19 protein-coding genes are annotated in these 19,223 nt (G+C 68.8%); 9 read left to right on the top strand and 10 right to left on the bottom strand.

The window, feature by feature from the left end; genetic code table 11:
• Window positions 1–2: 2 nt before the first annotated feature.
• From J4E04_RS09890 to J4E04_RS09875, 4 genes are all read left to right on the top strand, one after another.
• On the top strand, window positions 3–770 hold the full coding sequence (locus J4E04_RS09890) for a DeoR/GlpR family DNA-binding transcription regulator (protein ID WP_027505139.1): 768 nt from the start codon (window positions 3–5) through the stop codon (window positions 768–770).
• A complete protein-coding gene (locus J4E04_RS09885) occupies window positions 767–1,750 on the top strand; it encodes a 1-phosphofructokinase family hexose kinase (protein WP_222649155.1) in 984 nt (327 codons plus the stop codon). The genes J4E04_RS09890 and J4E04_RS09885 overlap by 4 nt, the downstream gene beginning before the upstream one ends.
• A 50-nt stretch (window positions 1,751–1,800) precedes the next feature.
• Window positions 1,801–3,837, top strand: coding sequence for a PTS fructose transporter subunit IIABC (locus tag J4E04_RS09880; RefSeq protein WP_056444900.1), 2,037 nt, complete (start codon window positions 1,801–1,803; stop codon window positions 3,835–3,837).
• Between the two features lie 73 nt (window positions 3,838–3,910).
• Complete coding sequence (locus J4E04_RS09875) at window positions 3,911–4,168, top strand: HPr family phosphocarrier protein (protein ID WP_027505136.1); 258 nt, start codon at window positions 3,911–3,913, stop codon at window positions 4,166–4,168.
• Window positions 4,169–4,233: 65 nt separating this feature from the next.
• Here the strand turns inward: J4E04_RS09875 and J4E04_RS09870 are convergent, their stop codons facing one another.
• The 6 genes from J4E04_RS09870 to J4E04_RS09845 all read right to left on the bottom strand — a co-directional run bounded on the left by J4E04_RS09870 (window position 4,234) and on the right by J4E04_RS09845 (window position 10,186).
• On the bottom strand, window positions 4,234–5,280 hold the full coding sequence (locus J4E04_RS09870; RefSeq protein WP_490150418.1) for a hypothetical protein: 1,047 nt from the start codon (window positions 5,278–5,280) through the stop codon (window positions 4,234–4,236).
• On the bottom strand, window positions 5,277–6,740 hold the full coding sequence (hflX, locus tag J4E04_RS09865) for a GTPase HflX (RefSeq protein ID WP_027505135.1): 1,464 nt from the start codon (window positions 6,738–6,740) through the stop codon (window positions 5,277–5,279). The genes J4E04_RS09870 and hflX overlap by 4 nt, the downstream gene beginning before the upstream one ends.
• Before the next feature lie 84 nt (window positions 6,741–6,824).
• The gene (dapF, locus tag J4E04_RS09860; RefSeq protein ID WP_027505134.1) at window positions 6,825–7,697 is read right to left on the bottom strand and encodes a diaminopimelate epimerase; all 873 of its coding nucleotides are present in this window, start codon (window positions 7,695–7,697) and stop codon (window positions 6,825–6,827) included.
• A 4-nt stretch (window positions 7,698–7,701) separates the two neighbouring features.
• Window positions 7,702–8,556, bottom strand: a complete 855-nt coding sequence (locus J4E04_RS09855; RefSeq protein WP_490150417.1) for a TrmH family RNA methyltransferase — start codon at window positions 8,554–8,556, stop codon at window positions 7,702–7,704.
• Window positions 8,553–9,467 carry a tRNA (adenosine(37)-N6)-dimethylallyltransferase MiaA gene (gene miaA / locus J4E04_RS09850; protein ID WP_222645311.1) on the bottom strand — a complete coding sequence of 305 codons (915 nt, stop codon included), beginning with the start codon at window positions 9,465–9,467 and terminating at the stop codon, window positions 8,553–8,555. Before miaA ends, J4E04_RS09855 begins: the two co-directional genes overlap by 4 nt.
• Entirely contained in the window at window positions 9,464–10,186 is a 723-nt protein-coding gene (locus tag J4E04_RS09845; RefSeq protein WP_490150416.1) for a class III extradiol ring-cleavage dioxygenase family protein, read from the bottom strand. The genes miaA and J4E04_RS09845 overlap by 4 nt, the downstream gene beginning before the upstream one ends.
• 155 nt (window positions 10,187–10,341) lie before the next feature.
• Between J4E04_RS09845 and J4E04_RS09840 the strand changes: the two genes are divergently transcribed.
• Window positions 10,342–11,799 carry a DUF349 domain-containing protein gene (locus J4E04_RS09840; protein ID WP_051613197.1) on the top strand — a complete coding sequence of 486 codons (1,458 nt, stop codon included), beginning with the start codon at window positions 10,342–10,344 and terminating at the stop codon, window positions 11,797–11,799.
• Between the two features lie 10 nt (window positions 11,800–11,809).
• On the opposite strand, the gene J4E04_RS09835 is transcribed toward J4E04_RS09840, so the two are convergent.
• Window positions 11,810–12,391, bottom strand: a complete 582-nt coding sequence (locus J4E04_RS09835; protein ID WP_037185326.1) for an Rv2732c family membrane protein — start codon at window positions 12,389–12,391, stop codon at window positions 11,810–11,812.
• Window positions 12,379–13,920, bottom strand: coding sequence for a tRNA (N6-isopentenyl adenosine(37)-C2)-methylthiotransferase MiaB (miaB, locus tag J4E04_RS09830; protein ID WP_027505131.1), 1,542 nt, complete (start codon window positions 13,918–13,920; stop codon window positions 12,379–12,381). Before miaB ends, J4E04_RS09835 begins: the two co-directional genes overlap by 13 nt.
• Window positions 13,921–14,104: 184 nt before the next feature.
• On the opposite strand from miaB, the gene gluA reads away from it, so the two are divergent.
• The 4 genes from gluA (at window position 14,105) to J4E04_RS09810 (ending at window position 17,391) form a co-directional block, all read left to right on the top strand.
• Complete coding sequence (gene gluA, locus J4E04_RS09825) at window positions 14,105–14,833, top strand: glutamate ABC transporter ATP-binding protein GluA (RefSeq protein WP_027505130.1); 729 nt, start codon at window positions 14,105–14,107, stop codon at window positions 14,831–14,833.
• A 37-nt stretch (window positions 14,834–14,870) separates the two neighbouring features.
• A complete protein-coding gene (locus J4E04_RS09820; protein WP_027505129.1) occupies window positions 14,871–15,704 on the top strand; it encodes a glutamate ABC transporter substrate-binding protein in 834 nt (277 codons plus the stop codon).
• Between the two features lie 86 nt (window positions 15,705–15,790).
• Entirely contained in the window at window positions 15,791–16,471 is a 681-nt protein-coding gene (locus J4E04_RS09815; RefSeq protein WP_027505128.1) for an amino acid ABC transporter permease, read from the top strand.
• The gene (locus tag J4E04_RS09810; protein WP_222637661.1) at window positions 16,468–17,391 is read left to right on the top strand and encodes an amino acid ABC transporter permease; all 924 of its coding nucleotides are present in this window, start codon (window positions 16,468–16,470) and stop codon (window positions 17,389–17,391) included. The genes J4E04_RS09815 and J4E04_RS09810 overlap by 4 nt, the downstream gene beginning before the upstream one ends.
• 4 nt (window positions 17,392–17,395) lie before the next feature.
• On the opposite strand, the gene J4E04_RS09805 is transcribed toward J4E04_RS09810, so the two are convergent.
• Together J4E04_RS09805 and recA are read right to left on the bottom strand one after the other, a co-directional pair.
• On the bottom strand, window positions 17,396–18,037 hold the full coding sequence (locus tag J4E04_RS09805; protein WP_490150415.1) for a regulatory protein RecX: 642 nt from the start codon (window positions 18,035–18,037) through the stop codon (window positions 17,396–17,398).
• A 17-nt stretch (window positions 18,038–18,054) separates the two neighbouring features.
• A complete protein-coding gene (recA, locus tag J4E04_RS09800) occupies window positions 18,055–19,101 on the bottom strand; it encodes a recombinase RecA (RefSeq protein ID WP_027505126.1) in 1,047 nt (348 codons plus the stop codon).
• Between the last annotated feature and the right edge of the window lie 122 nt (window positions 19,102–19,223).

The raw sequence follows: 19,223 nt of genomic DNA, 5'->3' as shown, positions 1-19,223 counted from the left end.
CGATGTACGCGGAAGAGCGGCAGAACGCCATCGCCGGCCTCATCGGACAGCGCGGTCGCGTCTCCGTCGCCGACCTGGCCGACACGTTCGGTGTCACCACCGAGACCGTGCGCCGTGACCTGGCCTCGCTCGACCGTATGGGCGTCGTGCGCCGAGTCCACGGTGGCGCGGTGCCCGCCACGTCGGTCACCGCGGTGGAGCCAGGGATGGCCGAGCGCGAACACACCCGCGCGAAGGAGAAGGACCGCATCGCCGCTGCCGCCCTCGCCTACCTGCCTGCACCCGGCGGATCCATCGCGCTCGATGCCGGCACCACCACCGGTCGCCTCGCCGCGCTGATCCCCGTCGAGTCGGATCTGACGGTGGTGACCAACTCGCTTCCCATCGCGACGCGTCTCGCCGCGGTTCCGTCCCTCGATCTCCACCTGCTCGGTGGCCGCGTCCGCGGTGTCACGCAGGCGACCGTCGGCGAGGACACCCTGCGAGTGCTCGGGACCGTGCGTGTCGACGTGACGTTCATGGGCACCAACGCGATCAGCGTCGGCCACGGTCTCTCGACTCCCGACACCGACGAGGCCGCCGTCAAGCGCGCGATGGTGAGCGCGGCGGACCGCGTGATCGTCGTCGCGGACTCGGCCAAGATCGGCCTGCAGTTCTTCATGTCCTTCGCCGCACTCGACTGTGTGGACGTCCTCGTCACCGACGACGGCATCACCGACACCGACTGCACCCGTCTGCAGCAACACGGATTGGAGGTGGTGGTCGCATGATCCTCACCCTGACGGCCAACCCCAGCATGGATCGCACGGTCTCCCTCGACGTGCCGTTGGTGCGCGGATCGGTGCATCGCAGCGCACTGACCACGACGGAGCCCGGCGGCAAGGGGGTCAACGTCGCACGCGTCGTCACCTCCGCCGGACGGACCGCCACAGCGGTGCTCCCGTGCAGCGGTTCCGATCCGCTGCTCAGCGCGCTCGGCACCCTCGGAGTCCGGTACCACGCCGTACCCACGTCGGGTGTCGCGCGCACGAACCTGACCATCAGCGAGTCCGACGGCACGACGACCAAGATCAACGAGCCCGGGGCCGGACTGGCACCCGAGACGGTCGACGCCCTGATGGCGTCGGTCCTGGAACTCGCGCAGCGTGCCGACTGGGTCGTCCTGTCCGGATCGATCCCGCCCGGAATCGACGCCACCTGGTACGGCCGCCTCGTCACCGCGCTGCACGAGGTGTCGGCCAAGGTTGCCGTGGACACCTCCGACGATCCCCTCTCGGCGCTCGCCGCGGGCTTCCCCGCCACGGCACCGGACCTGATCAAGCCGAACGCGGAAGAACTCGCACACCTCACCGGACACGACGGCGCGGCTCTCGAAGCCAGTGCCGCACAGGGTGACCCGTATCCCACGGTCGAGGCCGCGCGCGTTCTCGTCGACCGCGGAGTGGCTGCCGTCCTGGCGACACTCGGTGGGTCCGGGGCCGTCCTGGTCACCGCGACAGGGTCGTGGTTCGCCACCCCTCCCCCGATCACCCCGCGAAGCACCGTCGGCGCGGGCGACTCGTCGTTGGCCGGATACATCCTGGCCGATCTCGACGGCGAGGACGGTGCCGGTCGACTCGCCCGGGCCGTCGCCTACGGATCCGCAGCCGCCGCCCTACCGGGCACCCGGTTGCCGACGCCGTCCGACGTCGACGTCACTGCCGTCCCCGTCCACACCCTCGACTCGTCACCCGCCGTACCCCAGTCCTGAAAACCCCAGTCCTGATCCCCCAGCTCCACTCCACTCCCAGAGGAAACGACATGTCCAGTCCCACCACGGCTCACGATGCCAAGCCCGGCATCATCGCCGAGGACCTCATCCTGCTCGACGCCGATCTCGGCTCGACGAAGGACGATGTCATCGCCCGCCTCGCTCGCGTCCTCACCGACGCGGGCCGTGCATCGGATGCCGACGCCCTGCGTGACGCCGCGATGGCTCGTGAGGCGCAGTCGGCCACCGGCCTGCCCGGCGGCATCGCGATTCCACACTGCCGCTCCGCCGCGGTCACGACGGCATCGCTCGGATTCGCTCGCCTGAACCCGAAGGTCGAGTTCGGCGCACCCGACGGCGACGCGGACCTGGTCTTCCTCATCGCCGCACCGGAGGGCGCAGGCGCGGAGCACATGAAGCTGCTGTCCTCGCTCGCACGCGCGCTGGTCAAGCCCGCATTCGTGACGTCGCTGCGCGAGGCGGCCACCCCTGCCGACGTCGTCGCACTGGTCGAGGGCGTTCTGGCCCCCAAGCCTCCGAAGGCTGCGACTCCCGTCACGACCACGAAGACCGCTCCTCCCGCTCCGACCGCCACGGCGGACGCTGCCAAGCACATCGTCGCCATCACCGCGTGCCCCACCGGCATCGCCCACACCTACATGGCCGCCGACTCCCTCAAGGACGCCGGCGACCGTGCGGGCGTCACCGTGCACGTCGAGACGCAGGGCTCGAGCGGCTCCACGGCACTGGACCCGGCTCTCATCGCGTCGGCCGAGGCCGTCATCTTCGCGACCGACGTGGGCGTCAAGGGCCGCGAGCGCTTCGCGGGCAAGCCCGTCATCGAGTCCGGCGTCAAGCGCGCGATCAACGAGCCCGACAAGATGGTTGCCGAGGCTCTGCGCGCCGGAGGTGACCCGAACGCCGCACGCGTCTCCGGTACCGCACCGGGAGCGTCCGCTGCGGCCGCTGCCGGTGGACTCGGCTGGGGCACCCGGTTGCGCCAGATCCTCCTGACCGGTGTCAGTTACATGATCCCGTTCGTCGCGGCCGGTGGACTCCTCATCGCCCTCGGCTTCCTTCTCGGTGGATACGAGATCAAGGGTGTCGCCGAGGACATCATGACCAACAACAGCCTCACCAACCTGCCCGACGGCGGGCTCCGCATCTTCATCGGCGCGGTGCTGTTCCAGCTCGGCGGCCTGGCCTTCGGCTTCCTCGTCCCGGCCCTCTCCGGTTACATCGCCTTCGCCATCGCGGACCGTCCCGGTCTGGCTCCCGGCTTCACCGCCGGTGCGGTGGCCCTGTTCGTCGGTGCCGGCTTCATCGGTGGCCTCGTCGGTGGCCTCATCGCCGGCTTCGTGGCGCTGTGGATCAGCCGGATCGCGGTGCCGCCGTGGCTCCGTGGCCTGATGCCCGTCGTCATCATCCCGCTGGGTGCGACCCTCGTCGTCGGCGGTCTGATGTTCCTCGTGCTGGGTCGCCCGCTCGCTGCCATCACCACCGGCCTGACCAACTTCCTCAACGGCCTCTCGGGCTCGTCGGTCATCATCCTCGGCATCATCCTGGGCCTCATGATGTGCTTCGACCTCGGTGGACCGGTGAACAAGGCCGCCTACGCCTTCGCCACCGCCGGGCTCAGCGTCGACAACGAGGCATCGCTGCGCATCATGGCCGCCGTCATGGCTGCCGGCATGGTTCCCCCGCTCGCCATGGCACTCTCGTCGACTCTGCGTCCGAAGCTCTACAGCGAGGCAGAACGCGAGAACGGCAAGGCTGCATGGCTTCTCGGAGCTGCGTTCATCTCCGAAGGTGCGATCCCGTTCGCCGCGACCGACCCTCTGCGCGTCATCCCCTCGATGATGGCCGGCGGCGCTGTGACCGGCGCCCTGATCATGTCCTTCGGGACGACGCTCAGCGCGCCCCACGGCGGACTGCTGGTGTTCTTCGCGATGAACAACTTCTTCCTGTTCCTGCTGGCTCTGGCGATCGGCACCGTGGTCTCCGCGGCGCTCATCACCGCGGCCAAGCAGTTCGCCGGCAAGAAGCCTGCGGAGATCGTCGACGAACCCGTCGCCGTCGCAGCCTGACACCCACGTCACCACCCCCACAGCTGGCAGTATCGACACCAGCACTCACCTGACGAAGAAGGAGATCACCACGATGCCCAGCACCACGGTCACGGTCGGATCCGCCATCGGCCTGCACGCCCGTCCCGCCGCCGTCATCGCCGAGGCGGTCGCCGACTCCGGCGTCGACGTCACCCTCGAGGTGGAGGGCGAAGAGGCCGTCGACGGCGGCTCCGCGCTCATGATCATGACGCTGGGGGCCACCAAGGGCACCGAGGTCACGATCACCAGTGATGATCAGGCCACGCTCGACAAGGTCGCCGCACTGGTCGCGTCGGACCTCGACGCCTGATCTTCCGCACAGACGACGACGGCCCCCACACACCGTGGGGGCCGTCGTCATGTGTGCTTCTGTGTCTACCGCGACCGGAACAGTCGACGCACGAAGAACAGGGTCAGCACCACGACCACACCGACCGACGCCGCGGCGGCGATCAACGGAACGAGGATGGACCCGGTGGGCTCGGCGGGTGATTCGGAGTCCGCGGTCTCGGTGGCCTCCGGGCCGGCCTCGGCGGAGGGTGCCACATCGCGCAGGACGAGGACGGCGGGAAGAGCTGCAGCCGTGTCCACACCCTGCTCGGACCCGAGCAGCACCTCGTCGTCCGAGGTGAAGGCGATCGACTCGCCCTGCGGCTGCGGCGGGAGCGCGACGACGCGGGCGGGGGCCGACGCGAAGGCCGCGGCCACGTCACCGTCCCGCACGGACCACAGGTACAGATCGGTGTAGGTGCGCACGGCAGCGATGGACCCGTCGGCGCTCACGGCGCCGCCGGTGACCAGGCGACTGCCGTCGAGCAGCGGCGGACCCCCGGGTGTGGTCGTCGCGGACGGCGCGAAGTCGGCCACGCGGCGCAGCGGGGTGGGACCGGGACTCGGGAGATCGGACACCGACGTGTCCGCGGTGTACACGGCACCGGTTCCGAGACCGTCCTTCGTGACGACGACGGGACGGCCGTCGGGCCCGATGAGGAGTGCTTCGGCATCGTGCGCACCGTCGGGATAGGTGAGCCGGTGCAGTTCACCGGCACCACCGGCCGCAGGATCCATCCGGGTGAGCGCCACGGCGTCGCGTCGACGGTCGTTGTCGCCGATGTCCGCGAGCCACAACGACCCCTCGAACGACGAGAGATCCTCGACGTCGTACGGATCCACCGGATTCGGAAGCCACTCCGCGACAGCACACTCGGAGTCGAGGCGCGCGACACGGTCGTCGGCGCCGCTGTCCTCGATCGCGTACACCGTCCCGTCGAGCACCGTCATACCCGAGAGTTCGGACAGTCCCGGATCGGTCGGCACACAGTACGGCTCCGCATCCGGTGCCTCGGTCTGCGCCGCCGCGGGAGACGCTGCCACGAGCGCCACCACGGCAGCGCCGAGCACCGGCGCGAACCGACGGCTCACGCGCTGTGGGCGTATCGCGTGAGTATCGAGGCCAGCGCCGTCGGCACGGTCGCGTCGATGCGCGTACCGCCGCTCTCGTGACTCGTGCTCGAGATCCGTCCGTCCGCATGGATGCGCGACACCAGGTCGCCGCGGTCGTAGGGCAGCAGGACGCTGACCGACACCTCGGGCGGGCGGACCAGCTCGCCGAGTCGTGTCCGCAGCTCCTCGATGCCCTCACCGGTCTTCGCGGACACGAAGACCGCACCCGGCAGCAGGCCCCGCAGCTGCGTCAGCGTGACGGGATCCGCGGCGTCGATCTTGTTGACCACGATCAGTTCCTCGGGCGCCGCGGCGTTCTGCTCGCGCACCACCGAGACGATGACCTCGCGGACCGCCTCGATCTGCCCGATGGGGAGCGGGTCGGACCCGTCCACCACGTGCAGCAGCAGATCGGCGTCCGTCACCTCCTCGAGCGTGGAGCGGAACGCCTCGACCAGCTGGGTCGGCAGGTGGCGGACGAAGCCGACGGTGTCGGTGAGCACGCACTCGCGGCCGTCCTCGAGCGTCGCCTTGCGCGTGGTCGGATCCAGGGTCGCGAACAGTGCGTTCTGCACCAGCACACCGGATCCGGTCAACGCGTTGAGCAGCGACGACTTCCCCGCGTTGGTGTAGCCGACGATGGCGATGGACGGCACGTTGCCCTGCAGCCGGCGCTCACGTTTGGTGTCGCGGGCCTGCTTCATGCCCCGGATCTCGCGACGTAGCTTCGCCATGCGCTCGCGAATGCGACGACGATCGGTCTCGATCTTCGTCTCACCGGGACCACGCAGGCCCACACCGCCGTTGCTGCCGGCGCGGCCACCCGCCTGACGCGACATGGACTCACCCCAGCCGCGCAGACGCGGAAGCATGTACTCCATCTGCGCCAGGGCGACCTGCGCCTTGCCCTCGCGGGAGGAGGCATGCTGAGCGAAGATGTCGAGGATCAGCGCGGTGCGGTCGATGACCTTCACCTTCACGATCTTCTCCAGTGCCGTCAGCTGCGCAGGCGTGAGTTCACCGTCGCACACGACGGTGTCCGCGCCGGTCGCGATGACCACCTCGCGCAGTTCCTTCGCCTTGCCGGAGCCGATGTAGGTGGAGGCGTCGGGTCGGTCGCGACGCTGCACCAGCCCTTCGAGCACCTCGGAACCCGCCGTCTCGGCCAGAGCCGCGAGTTCGGTCATGCTGGACTCCGCCTCCTCGGCGGAACCGCTGGTCCAGACACCGACGAGCACCACGCGCTCGAGCCGCAACTGGCGGTACTCGACCTCGGTGACATCGGTGAGCTCGGTGGAGAGTCCGGCCACACGGCGCAGTGCGCTGCGATCGTCGAGCTGCATGTCGCCGGTGGACCACTCGGCGTCCTGCTCGAACCCGTCGCTGTGGGAGGAACCTGTCGTGTCGGCCCTGTCGGCCGCTGCATTCGTTGTCGTCATACGAGACCCATGATCCACGAGAACGTCCTGACGTGCATTGTCATTTACGCAACCGTGTCGCGGGGAATACCCGCACCCCGGCCGTCACGCTTCCAGCCCCGCCCACCAGGCGTCCGACAGCTCCCCCGACGCCACCAGCACCGACGGCCCCCGCATCGACGCGGAACCGTTCGACACGCGCACCGACACGACACCACCGGGAACGTGGACGGCCAGCTCGCCGTCGCCGGACCCGTCGAAGCGCAGGGCCGCGACCGCGGCGGCGACGATGCCCGTGCCACACGATCTGGTCTCCCCCACGCCGCGCTCGTGGACACGCATGCTCACCGCACCGTCCTTCGGCACGGTGACGAACTCGATGTTGACCCCGTGCGGGTACACCGCACCGTCGAAGGTGGGTTGCGCCGTGAGGTCGAGGTCGCCGAGGGTCTCCGCATCGAGATCGGCGGACACGCAGGCCAGGTGCGGATTGCCGACGTCGACGCCGATGCCCGTGAAGGACCTGCCGTCGACCTCGGTGTCGGAGGTCTCGAAGACCTGCGGGGTGCCCATCTCGACGGTGACCACGGCGTCGGTGGCGTCGTGCGAGTGCACCGTGACCGGTTTTCCGCCGGCGCGCGATCCGACGACGAACTCGTCCGAGTCCACGAGACCGGCCGCACGAACGTAATGGGAGAACACCCGGACACCGTTGCCGCACATCTCCGCGATGGACCCGTCCGCGTTGCGGTAGTCCATGAACCAGTCGCCGGCGGACACGCCCTCGGGCAGCGCGTCGAGCACGCCGCGGTCGACGAGAGCACCGCTGCGGGCGACCCGCAGTACCCCGTCCGCGCCGAGCCCGGCTCGGCGATCGCACAGTGTCGCCACACGGTGTGCGCTCAGATCGAGGAGTGCGTCCGGATCCGGCAGCACGACGAAATCGTTCTGCGTTCCGTGTCCCTTGGTGAACTGCATGGGATCAGTCTCCCACCGGCGCGGACGTCCGCGCGATCAGCCGTTGGCGGGTGATCTCGTACAGCCCGACGGCGCCGGCGGACGGTGCTCCGAGGGAGCTCGCCGCGCCGCCTATCGGGATGGACACGACGACGTCGCAGGCATCCCGCCACGCGGCACTCATGCCGCGGGTCTCGTTGCCCACCACCAGCACCGTTCCTCCTGTGAAGTCGTGCTCGTGCGCTGCCACCGTGCCGGTCTCGTCGGTGCCCACGATCGTCATGTCGGTGCCCTGCTGCCGCAGCCTGTCCACCATCGCGCGAACCTGCTCCGGACCTCCGACCTGCCCCACTGGGAGTGCGAACAGGGAGCCGGTGGTCGCGCGGACGCATGCGGGATCGAACGGGTCCGCGGCATGCCCGCTGACCAGCAGCCCGGACGCTCCGAAGGCGTCCGAGGACCGGATCAGGGTGCCGAGATTGCCCGGCGACGTCGGCCGGTCGAACGCGACCACCACCGGCGCGTCGCCCGTCGGAGTCCAGTGGCCGGGATCGAGGAGCCGGGACCGTGCGAGGAGCAGGATCTCCGGTGGTTGATCGACGCGTTTGCCGAGCTCCGCCATCAACTCCGGCGCGACACCCACCGCGGGCACGCCTGCGGCCCGGCAGCGGTCCACGGTCGACGTGGCCCAGGACGACAGGGAGTCGCCGGTTCGATAGAGCACGGACTCGAGAGGCCACTCGTGCTGGACGGCCAGTGTGACCGGCCGCACTCCCTGCACGAGGAAGACTCCCGCCTTGGTGCGCTTGCCGCGGGTGACGAGGTAGGACTGCCACTGCTGGAACCGCGCGTTCCTCGACAGGACGAGCGCATCGCTCATCGGTGTTCTCCCCTCGTGCGCAGTGCGGCGTCCAGCAGGTCCGATGCGCCCCCGCGCAGCCAGTGCACGCGGGGATCACGACCGAACCAGGACCGTTGGCGGCGAACATAGCGACGGGTACCGACGAAGGTCGCCTCGCGCGCGGCCGCCTCGTCGATCTCGCCGTCCAGCAGCTGCAGCACCTGCGCGTAGCCGATCGCCCTCGGGGCGGTGACTCCCTCGCGCAGTCCCTGCCCCACGAGGGTCTCGACCTCGGCGACGAGCCCCTCGGCGAACATCGCGTCGGTGCGTGCCGCGATGCGCGCGTCCAGCTCGTCGGTGTCACGGTCGATGCCGAGGACGACGGTGTCCCAGCGCGGCTCGCCGATGGTGGGCGCCGACGCGGCGAACGGCTTCCCGGTGAGGCGTCCCACCTCGAGCGCGCGGACGATGCGTCGGCCGTCGGTCGGCAGGATCGATGCCGCGGCCGCCGGATCGGACTCGGCGAGTGCGCGATGCAGCGCCGCGACCCCCTCGGCGGCGAGCCTGGCCTCGAGTTCGGCACGCACCGCGGCATCCGTGGCCGGGAACTGCCATCGGTCCAGCAGAGCCTGGACGTACATCATCGATCCGCCGACGACGACGGGCACGACGGACTGCTCGAGCAGCTCCTCGATCTCCCGCACCGCGGCGTCCTGGTACGCCGCCACCGTTGCCGTCTCCGTGACGTCCAGGACGTCGAGTCGGTGGTGCGGGATGCCGCGACGCTCCGCCACCGGCGTCTTCGCGGTACCGATGTCCATGCCTCGGTACTGCTGCATCGCGTCGATGTTCACGATGTGCCCGCCGAGGCGCTCGGCGAGATCGAGCGCGAGGGCCGACTTGCCCGTGGCCGTGGGTCCGATCACCGCGACCGGTGTCGGTCGCGTCACAGCGACCACGAGGCGACGTGATACCCGACTCCGTAGGGGGCACCGCGAAAGAGACTGTGCGGCACCACTCGTGCGGGTCCGACCAGCGTGGCCGCCACCTGCCATGCCACCCGCCCGTCCACGCCGAGGGCATCACACAGAGCAGGGTCCAGGGACGCCAGCGCATCGACGTCGGCTCTGCCGAGCGCATCGTCGATCGCGTGCTGCACCGCCTCGGCCCGGTCGTCGAACGCGCCGGGCGCCTTGTCGGTCAGGGTCGTCGCCCCGTCACCGACGACGAGCAGCCCCACCGGGCCGGGCGCGGCGTCGACGCGGCCGCGCAGGTCGAGCGCCACTGCCGCCACGTCCTGGACACTCGCGTTCCGAGCGACGAGCTGTACGGGGACCGACCACTGCGGAACAGCCTGCTCGCGAAGCAGCCCGACGGTCAGCGCGGCCAACTCCATCGCGCGATCGACAGGCCCGCGATCCGGGGCGAGACCGACCACGACATCGGCCCCGAAACCGGCGTACGTACCCGCGGCATCGCCGTCGATCCAGGTCGTGGTCGCACCGACCCCGACCCCGATCCAGTCGTGACAGGACTGTCCCAGGTCGTCGCACACCTCGCGCACGGCTGCACGCAGATCGTCCAGTTCGCCTGTGGCGGAACCGGCGAGCTCCGCGAGCAGCAACGGAGGCGACGGGACGAAGGCGAGGGCGGACAGCACGGACGCCACGGTAGTCGACCGTCCGAGGGCGTCCCTTTTCCACGCGTCCCTCGGGGTTTGCATGGTCGCCGACGCGCGGAGGGGGTTGAATGGGCCGAGAACGACCGAGCAGAGAACCACGTAGCGCCAGGCAGCCGTGACGCGCGGCAGAGACGGAGAGAATTATGACCGAGCACGAGACGACCGAGAACGCCCCCGGCGAGGCGCAGGCGAGCCCCACACCTCCCCGGCCCGGGCCCCGACCGGGTCCTCGACCCGGCGGCGCACCGCGCCCGGCGCCCACCCGGCCCAGTGCCCCGGCCGATCCGTCCGCACCGTCGTCGTCCACAGGCGACGGGGAGTCGCACCCGACGCCGCATCCGGCTGCACACCACGTGCCGACGACGCCCGCTGTCGTCCCGGTCGTCACCGATCCGTCCCGCTGGGGCCGGGTCGACGAGGACGGTTCCGCGTGGGTACGTACCACCGACGGAGAGCGGCAGGTCGGTTCCTGGCAGGCCGGTGACGCGGCCGAGGGCCTCGCACACTTCGGGCGCCGCTACGACGATCTCGCCACCGAGGTCGCACTCCTCGAGGCGCGACTCGCCTCCGGCGCCGGCGATGCCAAGAAGACGAAGACCGCCGCCGTCGCGCTCGCCGAGACCCTGCCCACCGCTGCTGTGATCGGCGACATCGACGCGCTGGCGACCCGCCTGCAGGCCGTGATCGAACACTCCGACGAGGTCGCCGCCGAGCATCGCAAGCGCAAGGATTCCGAGCGGACCGAATCGACGGCACGCAAGGAGGCGCTGGCCGTCGAGGCCGAGACCATCGGCAGCGAATCCACGCAGTGGAAGGCCGCGGGTGACCGTCTTCGCGTGATCCTCGAGGAGTGGAAGACCATCCGCGGCGTCGACCGCAAGGTCGACGACGCCCTGTGGAAGCGCTACTCCAAGGCACGAGAGGCGTTCAACCGCCGCCGCGGCGCGCACTTCGCCGATCTCGACCGCGAACGCGGTGCCGCCAAGGTGCGCAAGGAAGAACTGGTCGCCAAGGCCGAGGAACTGTCGTCGTCCACCGACTGGGTGGGCACCGCGCAGGTGTTCCGCGATCTCCTGACCGAGTGGAAGGCCGCCGGCCGGGCTCCCCGCGACGCCGACGACTCGCTGTGGCAGAAATTCAAGGGCGCCCAGGACGTGTTCTTCGAGGCACGCAACGCGGCTCAGTCCGAGCAGAACGCGGAGTTCGAGCAGAACGCCGAGGCGAAGGAACGGCTGCTGGCCGAGTCCGGTCACATCGACCCGTCCAAGGACATCGAGGCGGCCCGCGCAGCACTGCGGACATTGCAGGACAAGTGGGACGCCATCGGCAAGGTCCCGCGCGAGAAGATGCACGATCTCGAGGGCAAGCTCCGCGCGATCGAGAAGCGCGTCCGCGACGCCGCCGACTCCGAGTGGCGACGCACCGACCCCGAGGCGATGGCGCGCGCGGCTCAGTTCCGCGAGCGGGTCGCGCAGTTCGAGGAGCAGGCCCAGAAGGCCGAGGCCGCGGGCAAGGCCAAGGACGCCGAGAAGGCCCGTGCGCAGGCACAGCAGTGGCGCGAGTGGGCCGACGCCGCCGACAGCGCCCTCGGCGGTCTGTGACTCCGGAGGATCAGTTGTCGCGGCGCCGGGACGTGTCCAGCACGTTCTCGCGCCGCGCCTCGTCCATCACGGCCGCGTCCCGCCGGGCGGCGGCAGCCGCCCACTGAGCGTTGGAGCGGTTCCACACCACCTTGAACCAGTGGAACGCCAGCACGACCACGAGCAACCAGCCGAGGACGAGGCCCAGCCCGGGGCCGGCCCCGGTGAGGCCGACGGGAACGGTCTGACGCGACCAGATGGCCAGGATGCCCAGCACCGTCGCCACCCCGGACCCGTAGAGCGCGACCCAGGCCAGCGCCCAGCGTTGAGTGACCAGGGCGAGGGCCGAGAAGCCGACCGCGAACACCAGGGTCAGCCACACGAAGATGCGTGACGGCAGTGCCACCGACTCCGCCACGGCGTCCTCGTCGTGCACCAGCACGTCCCACGCGTTGGCCGAACCTGTGTGCGGCAGTGCGAAGCTCAGTAGCAGCAACAACACCACCACTGCCACGACGACGGCGCGGACCCCCGGGTCGATACGCCCCGAGATCCGCTTCTCGGCGGCCGCCGGATCGGACCCGGTCGTCGGCTCGGTACTCACAGTGAACATCCCATCGTCGTGACCGGCTCGGGCGCCGGGGCGCCGACGGACGGCAACCCCAACCCGACACCGACCGGTGCGGTCCGGGGCATCGTGCCCCGCTCGTGTCGGTCGCCGGCCGTGGTGCGCCGGTGCGAGCGCACCGGGACGTCGGCGACCAGGTGATACGGCTTCGCGTCGGTCACCGTGGTGACGACGACGTCGCCGGGCCGGACGGCGCGGTCGATGGCGCCCGTCGGGGTGAAGTGCACGAGTCGCCCGTCGCGGGTGCGTCCACTCATCCGCTCGGTGACGGCGTTCTTGCGTCCGGCCCCGTCGGCGACGAGCAACTCCACCTCGGTTCCGACGACGCGACGGTTCTCCTCGTGGGAGATCTCCTCCTGCAGAGCGGCGAGCCGTTCGTAGCGTTCCTGCACGACGGCCTTCGGCACCTGATCCGGCATGTCGGCGGCCGGCGTTCCCGGTCGCTTGGAGTACTGGAACGTGTAGGCGCTACTGAAGCGAGCGCGACGGACGACGTCGAGGGTCTCCTGGAAGTCCTCCTCGGTCTCCCCGGGGAAGCCCACGATGATGTCCGTGGTCAGTGACGCGTGCGGGATGGCTTCGCGCACCCGGTCGATGATGCCGAGGAACTTCTCCTTGCGGTACGAGCGGCGCATGGCACGCAGCACGCGGTCCGATCCGGACTGCAGAGGCATGTGCAGCGTCGGGCACACGTTGGGCGTCGACGCCATCGCCTCGATGACGTCGTCGGTGAACTCGGCGGGATGCGGCGAGGTGAACCGGACGCGCTCGAGACCGTCGATCTCCCCGCACGCGCGCAGGAGCGATGCGAACGCACCCCGGTCACGCGGCTGCTCGGGATCCGCGAAGGAGGCGCCGTACGCGTTGACGTTCTGTCCGAGCAGCGTCACCTCGAGCACGCCCTCGTCGACGAGGGCCTGCACCTCGGCGAGGATGTCGCCCGGCCTGCGGTCGACCTCCTTGCCGCGCAGTGCGGGCACGATGCAGAAGGTGCAGGTGTTGTTGCACCCCACCGAGATGGACACCCACCCGGAGTAGGCGGAGTCGCGCTTGGCCGGGAGAGTCGAGGGGAACGCGTCCAGCGACTCGAGGATCTCGACCTCGGCGCGCTGGTTGTGGCGCGCCCGATCGAGCAGCGCCGGCAGGGATCCGATGTTGTGGGTGCCGAACACGACGTCCACCCACGGCGCCTTCGTGACCACGACGTCGCGGTCCTTCTGTGCGAGGCACCCACCGACGGCGATCTGCATGTCGGGGTTCTCGTCCTTGGCCGGCCGGAGTTGGCCGAGGTTGCCGTACAACTTGTTGTCGGCGTTCTCCCGTACCGCACACGTGTTGAAGACGACGAGATCGGGGGACGACCCGGAGTCGGCCTTCTCGTAACCGGCCTCCTCGAGAAGGCCGGACAGTCGCTCGGAATCGTGCACGTTCATCTGGCAGCCGTACGTGCGCACCTCGTAGGTGCGCGCAGTCCCGGACCGCGCAGGCAGAGTCTGGGTGTCGATCGTGTCCACCCCCCCAGGGTACGGCGGCGCACGTACCCGACCCACCGAGCGGTCCGAGTAAAGTTTCCATTACATATCCGCGGTCCCCGCACCAAAACGAGCAGTGGCGGAGGAAACTACCTCTAGGGTCATCGCCATGACCCACCCTGACGGCGAGCGCGAACATCGCTCGTCCACAGCATCGTCTGCCCCCATGATCGCGATGCACGGCGTGCAGAAGCACTTCGGTGATCTGCACGTCCTCAAGGACATCGAACTCGACGTTCCCAGCGGCCAGGTCGTCATCGTCCTCGGCCCCTCCGGGTCGGGTAAATCGACGTTGTGCCGCACCATCAACCGGCTCGAGCCCGTCGACGAGGGCACCATCGAGGTCGACGGCAAGGCTCTCCCCTCCGAGGGCAAGTCGCTCGCCGCGTTGCGTGCCGACGTCGGCATGGTGTTCCAGTCCTTCAACCTCTTCGCGCACAAGACGATTCGAGAGAACGTCATGCTCGGGCCGACGAAGGTCCGCAAGATGAAGAAGGACGAGGCCGAGAAGACCGCGCAGCGTCTGCTCGAGCGCGTCGGCATCGCCAACCAGGCGGACAAGTACCCCGCACAGCTCTCCGGCGGCCAGCAGCAGCGGGTCGCCATCGCTCGTGCCCTCGCGATGAATCCCAAGGTCATGCTCTTCGACGAGCCTACGTCCGCCCTCGACCCCGAGATGGTCAACGAGGTGCTCGACGTCATGACCTCGCTGGCCAAGGAGGGCATGACCATGGTCGTGGTGACCCACGAGATGGGCTTCGCCCGACGCGCCGGCGACCGTGTCATCTTCATGGCCGACGGCCAGATCGTCGAGGACACCGATCCCGAGACCTTCTTCACCACACCGAAGTCCGATCGCGCCAAGGACTTCCTCGGCAAGATCCTGAGTCACTGATCTCCCACCCGCTCGTCCCACCTTCTGGAGGATCTCGATGAGAATCACCCGTACCGCCCGTGTCGGCGTCGCCGCACTCGCGCTCGCCTTCGCCGCCACCGCGTGTGGTGGCGACGAGGCCACCAGCGCGTCGTCCAGCGCCGAGAGCGGCAAGCTGACCGTCGGCATCAAGTTCGACCAGCCGGGCCTCGGCCTGCGCACCCCCGACGGCTCGTTCAGCGGCTTCGACGTCGAGGTGGCGAAGTACGTCGCCGGCAAGCTCGGTGTCACGCCCGAGAACATCACGTTCAAGGAGTCGCCGTCGGCGCAGCGCGAGACGCTGATCGAGAACGGTGAGGTCGACTACATCGTCGCCACCTACTCGATCACCGACGCCCGCAAGGAGAAGGTCGACTTCGCCGGACCGTACTTCGTCGCCGGACAGTCGCTCCTCGTCGCCGACGGCAACACCGACATCACGGGCCCCGAGTCGCTCAGCGGCGGCAAGCGCCTCTGCTCCGTCTCCGGCTCCACCCCCGCGCAGAAGGTCAAGGACCAGTACGCGCAGGACGTGCAGCTGCAGGAGTTCGACACCTACTCCGCCTGTGTCGAGGCACTGCGCAACGGCGCCGTCGACGCGGTCACGACCGACGACATCATCCTGGCCGGCTACGCGGCTCAGTACCCGGGTGAGCTCAAGGTGGTCGGCGAGCCGTTCACCGAGGAGCGCTACGGCATCGGCCTGGCCAAGGGCGACGACGAGACCCGCACCAAGATCAACGACGCGATCGACGCCATGATCGAGGACGGGTCGTGGCAGAAGGCGTTCGAGGACACCGTCGGACCGTCCGGGTACCCGCTGCCCGCACAGCCGACCGTCGATCGTTACTGATCACCACTCTTCGCGAGACCCGAACGGGCGGTTCACACCGGTGAACCGCCCGTTCGACTCGTCACCGCTCTCGGAAGGAGTCGCCGGTGGACATACTGAGTGACTACGCGCCCGAACTCCTCGACGCGTTCTGGATGACGATCAAGCTGACGGTGCTCTCCGCCATCGGCGCTCTCGTCCTCGGCACCCTGCTCGCGGCGATGCGGGTCTCCCCCGTTCCCGTCGCGCGGTGGATCGGTGCCACCTACGTCACCATCTTCCGCAACACCCCGCTCACGCTGATCCTGCTGTTCTGCGCCTTCGGCCTCTACCAGACCCTGGGCGTCACGCTCGCCGATCAGGCGTCCCCGACCGGCCAGGCGGACAACAACTTCCGGCTCGCCGTTCTCGGTCTCAGCATCTACACGGCCTCGTTCGTGTGCGAGTCGCTGCGGTCCGGAATCAACACCGTGAACGTCGGTCAGGCGGAGGCCGGGCGTTCGCTCGGTCTGACGTTCTCGCAGAACCTGCGCTTCATCGTGCTCCCCCAGGCGTTCCGTGCGGTCATCGGCCCGCTGGGCAGCGTGCTCATCGCCCTGACGAAGAACACGACCGTCGCCGCGGCGATCGGCGTCCTCGAAGCGGCCATCCTGATGAAGGAAATGATCGAGAACGAGGCGGCGATCTTCGTCGTCGGCGGTATCTTCGCGCTCGGCTTCGTCATCCTGACCTTCCCCACCGGCCTCTTCTTCGGCTACCTCGGCAAGCGATTGGCGGTTGCCCGATGACCACAGCGAACGCACCTCTGAGCACCGAGGCACCGCCCAAGAAGGTCGCCTCCGCCGAACGCGCCACCGTTCTCTACGACGCTCCGGGGCCCCGCGCCAAGGTGCGCAATCACATCATCTCGGCCGTCGTGCTCGTCCTGGTACTGCTGGCGGCGTACGTGATCTACGCGAAGCTGGACGAGAAAGGCCAGTTGACGTCGGAGAAGTGGAGTCCCTTCACCGAGTCCTCGACCTGGACGACGTACCTGGTTCCCGGCATCCAGGGGACGCTGATCGCCGCGGGGCTGTCCATCGTGTTCGCGCTGATCCTCGGCGCCGTTCTGGGGATCGCTCGCCTGTCCGACCACCGGCCGGTGCGGCTGGTCGCCGGATTCTTCGTCGAACTGTTCCGCGCCATCCCGGTGCTGATCCTGATGATCTTCCTGTACCAGTTCTTCGCCGAGTACCAGGTGTTCAAGTCCCGCTACCTGGCCCTGGCCGCGGTGGTGACGGGCCTGACGCTCTACAACGGCTCGGTCATCGCCGAGATCGTGCGGTCGGGCATCCAGTCCCTGCCGAAGGGTCAGACCGAGGCGGCCATGGCCATCGGCCTGCGCAAGGGCCAGATCATGCGCATGATCCTGCTTCCCCAGGCCGTGACCGCGATGTTGCCGGCCATCATCTCGCAGATGGTGGTGGCGCTGAAGGACTCCGCGTTGGGCTACATCATCGGCTATGTCGAGGTGGTCCGGTCGGGCCAGCAGGTCGGTGCCTTCTACGGCAACTTCCTGCCGGCGCTGATCATCGTGGCCATCATCATGATCATCCTGAACTCGCTGCTGACGTACCTCGCCACGAAGGTGGAGAAGCGACTGCGACGAGCGAAGAAGAGTCCGGTTCCTGTCGATCAGGGTGCCGCCATGGGTGGCGCGACAGTCTGACGTTCTAGTACTCGAGGCCTTCGGAATCGTTTCCGAGGGCCTCGAGTTCTGTCCGAACCACGTCGAAGGCCATGCCCTGGGCGAACCCGCGACGCGCGAGCATCGACACGAGCTTGCGCACCACCTTGTCGCGTTGCGCACGCCGCTCCCGCGGATCCTCGATCTCCTCGTTCAGAGCGGACAGCAGAGCCGGGGCTCGGAGCTTCTTGACGACCAGTTCGCGCGCACGCTCCCGCTCGTCCTCGGGCTCGATCATGTCGAGTGCCTCGGTGGCCAGCACCGGATCGATGCCCTTGGTGCGTAGTTCTCTGCGCAGCGCCTGCTTGCCTCGGCCCGAGTACGTGTGTCGCGAGCGGACCCACTGATGGGCGAAGTCGCGATCGTCGACCAGCTTGATCTCGGTCAGCCTGTCGAGCACGGACGTGATGATCTCGTCCGTGAATCCTTTGGCGGCCAACCGCTGTTCGAGCTCGACGCGGCTCCGGGCGCGATCGGTGAGCAACCGCAACGCGGCATCCTTGGCCTGCACCGCCGTGCCCCCGCCCGGGGGCGGCGTCTCGCCCGATCGGCGGCCGGAACGGGACCGGGCGCCCGACGTACGTCGGGCGCCCGGTGCACGCGAGTCCGGAAACTCGTCGTCGTTCACAGTCGAGAGACCTGCTGTCAGAAGTCGACCGGAGCAGCGACGGCCTCGTCGGGCGTACGCACGTCTGCACCGATGCCGAGCTTCTCCTTGATCTTCTTCTCGATCTCGTCACGGATGTCGGTGTTCTCGAGCAGGAACTTGCGTGCGTTCTCCTTGCCCTGGCCCAGCTGATCACCCTCGTAGGTGAACCAGGAGCCGGACTTGCGCACGAAGCCGTGCTCGACACCCATGTCGATGAGCGAGCCTTCCTTGCTGATGCCCTTGCCGTACAGGATGTCGAACTCGGCCTGCTTGAACGGCGGCGACACCTTGTTCTTGACCACCTTGACGCGGGTGCGGTTACCGACTGCGTCGGTTCCGTCCTTGAGCGTCTCGATACGACGGATGTCCAGGCGCACCGATGCGTAGAACTTCAGCGCCTTACCGCCCGTCGTGGTCTCGGGCGAGCCGAACATGACGCCGATCTTCTCGCGCAGCTGGTTGATGAAGATGACCGTGGTGCCGGACGAGCTGATGGCGCCGGTGATCTTGCGCAGGGCCTGGCTCATCAGGCGGGCCTGCAGACCGACGTGACTGTCACCCATCTCGCCCTCGATCTCGGCACGGGGAACCAGGGCTGCCACGGAGTCGACGACCAGGATGTCGATGGCACCGGACCGGATCAGCATGTCCGCGATCTCGAGCGCCTGTTCACCGGTGTCCGGCTGGGAGACCAGCAGCGCGTCGGTGTCGACACCGAGCTTGGCGGCGTAGTCCGGATCGAGAGCGTGCTCCGCGTCGATGAACGCGGCGATGCCGCCGGCGGCCTGTGCGTTGGCGACCGCGTGGAGCGCGACCGTCGTCTTACCCGAGGACTCCGGGCCGTAGACCTCGACGATGCGGCCGCGCGGGAGTCCGCCGATGCCGAGCGCGACGTCCAACGCGATCGAACCCGTGGGGATGACGGCGATGGGCACACGGGCCTCGTCGCCGAGACGCATGACCGACCCCTTGCCGAAGTTCTTGTCGATCTGCGCGAGCGCGAGATCGAGCGCCTTGTCCCGATCGTATGCAGCTGCAGCCATCATGGTCTCCTTCTCGAAGTTCTTGTCCCCGAAGCGTCTGTACCCCGTCGATCTGTCGCCAAGGTAGAGGGGGGTACCGACAAGAACCGCTGCCGTGCGATTCCCGTCGACTCTGCACACGA

The organism is Rhodococcus sp. NFXS4, assembly GCF_058139645.1.
The sequence above is the reverse complement of the archived record's forward strand: the minus strand, read 5'-3'. Positions and strand labels throughout refer to the sequence as shown.

What these genes read in the sequence shown, in the direction of transcription:
- J4E04_RS09855 (WP_490150417.1), bottom strand. Translation starts at nt 8,556, where the DNA reads ATGAGCGATGCGCTCGTCCTGTCGAGGAACGCGCGGTTCCAGCAGTGG.
- J4E04_RS09820 (WP_027505129.1), top strand. Translation starts at nt 14,871, where the DNA reads ATGAGAATCACCCGTACCGCCCGTGTCGGCGTCGCCGCACTCGCGCTC.
- J4E04_RS09810 (WP_222637661.1), top strand. Translation starts at nt 16,468, where the DNA reads ATGACCACAGCGAACGCACCTCTGAGCACCGAGGCACCGCCCAAGAAG.
- J4E04_RS09885 (WP_222649155.1), top strand. Translation starts at nt 767, where the DNA reads ATGATCCTCACCCTGACGGCCAACCCCAGCATGGATCGCACGGTCTCC.
- J4E04_RS09875 (WP_027505136.1), top strand. Translation starts at nt 3,911, where the DNA reads ATGCCCAGCACCACGGTCACGGTCGGATCCGCCATCGGCCTGCACGCC.
- J4E04_RS09890 (WP_027505139.1), top strand. Translation starts at nt 3, where the DNA reads ATGTACGCGGAAGAGCGGCAGAACGCCATCGCCGGCCTCATCGGACAG.
- J4E04_RS09835 (WP_037185326.1), bottom strand. Translation starts at nt 12,391, where the DNA reads ATGTTCACTGTGAGTACCGAGCCGACGACCGGGTCCGATCCGGCGGCC.
- recA (WP_027505126.1), bottom strand. Translation starts at nt 19,101, where the DNA reads ATGGCTGCAGCTGCATACGATCGGGACAAGGCGCTCGATCTCGCGCTC.
- gluA (WP_027505130.1), top strand. Translation starts at nt 14,105, where the DNA reads ATGATCGCGATGCACGGCGTGCAGAAGCACTTCGGTGATCTGCACGTC.
- J4E04_RS09880 (WP_056444900.1), top strand. Translation starts at nt 1,801, where the DNA reads ATGTCCAGTCCCACCACGGCTCACGATGCCAAGCCCGGCATCATCGCC.
- dapF (WP_027505134.1), bottom strand. Translation starts at nt 7,697, where the DNA reads ATGCAGTTCACCAAGGGACACGGAACGCAGAACGATTTCGTCGTGCTG.
- hflX (WP_027505135.1), bottom strand. Translation starts at nt 6,740, where the DNA reads ATGACGACAACGAATGCAGCGGCCGACAGGGCCGACACGACAGGTTCC.
- J4E04_RS09840 (WP_051613197.1), top strand. Translation starts at nt 10,342, where the DNA reads ATGACCGAGCACGAGACGACCGAGAACGCCCCCGGCGAGGCGCAGGCG.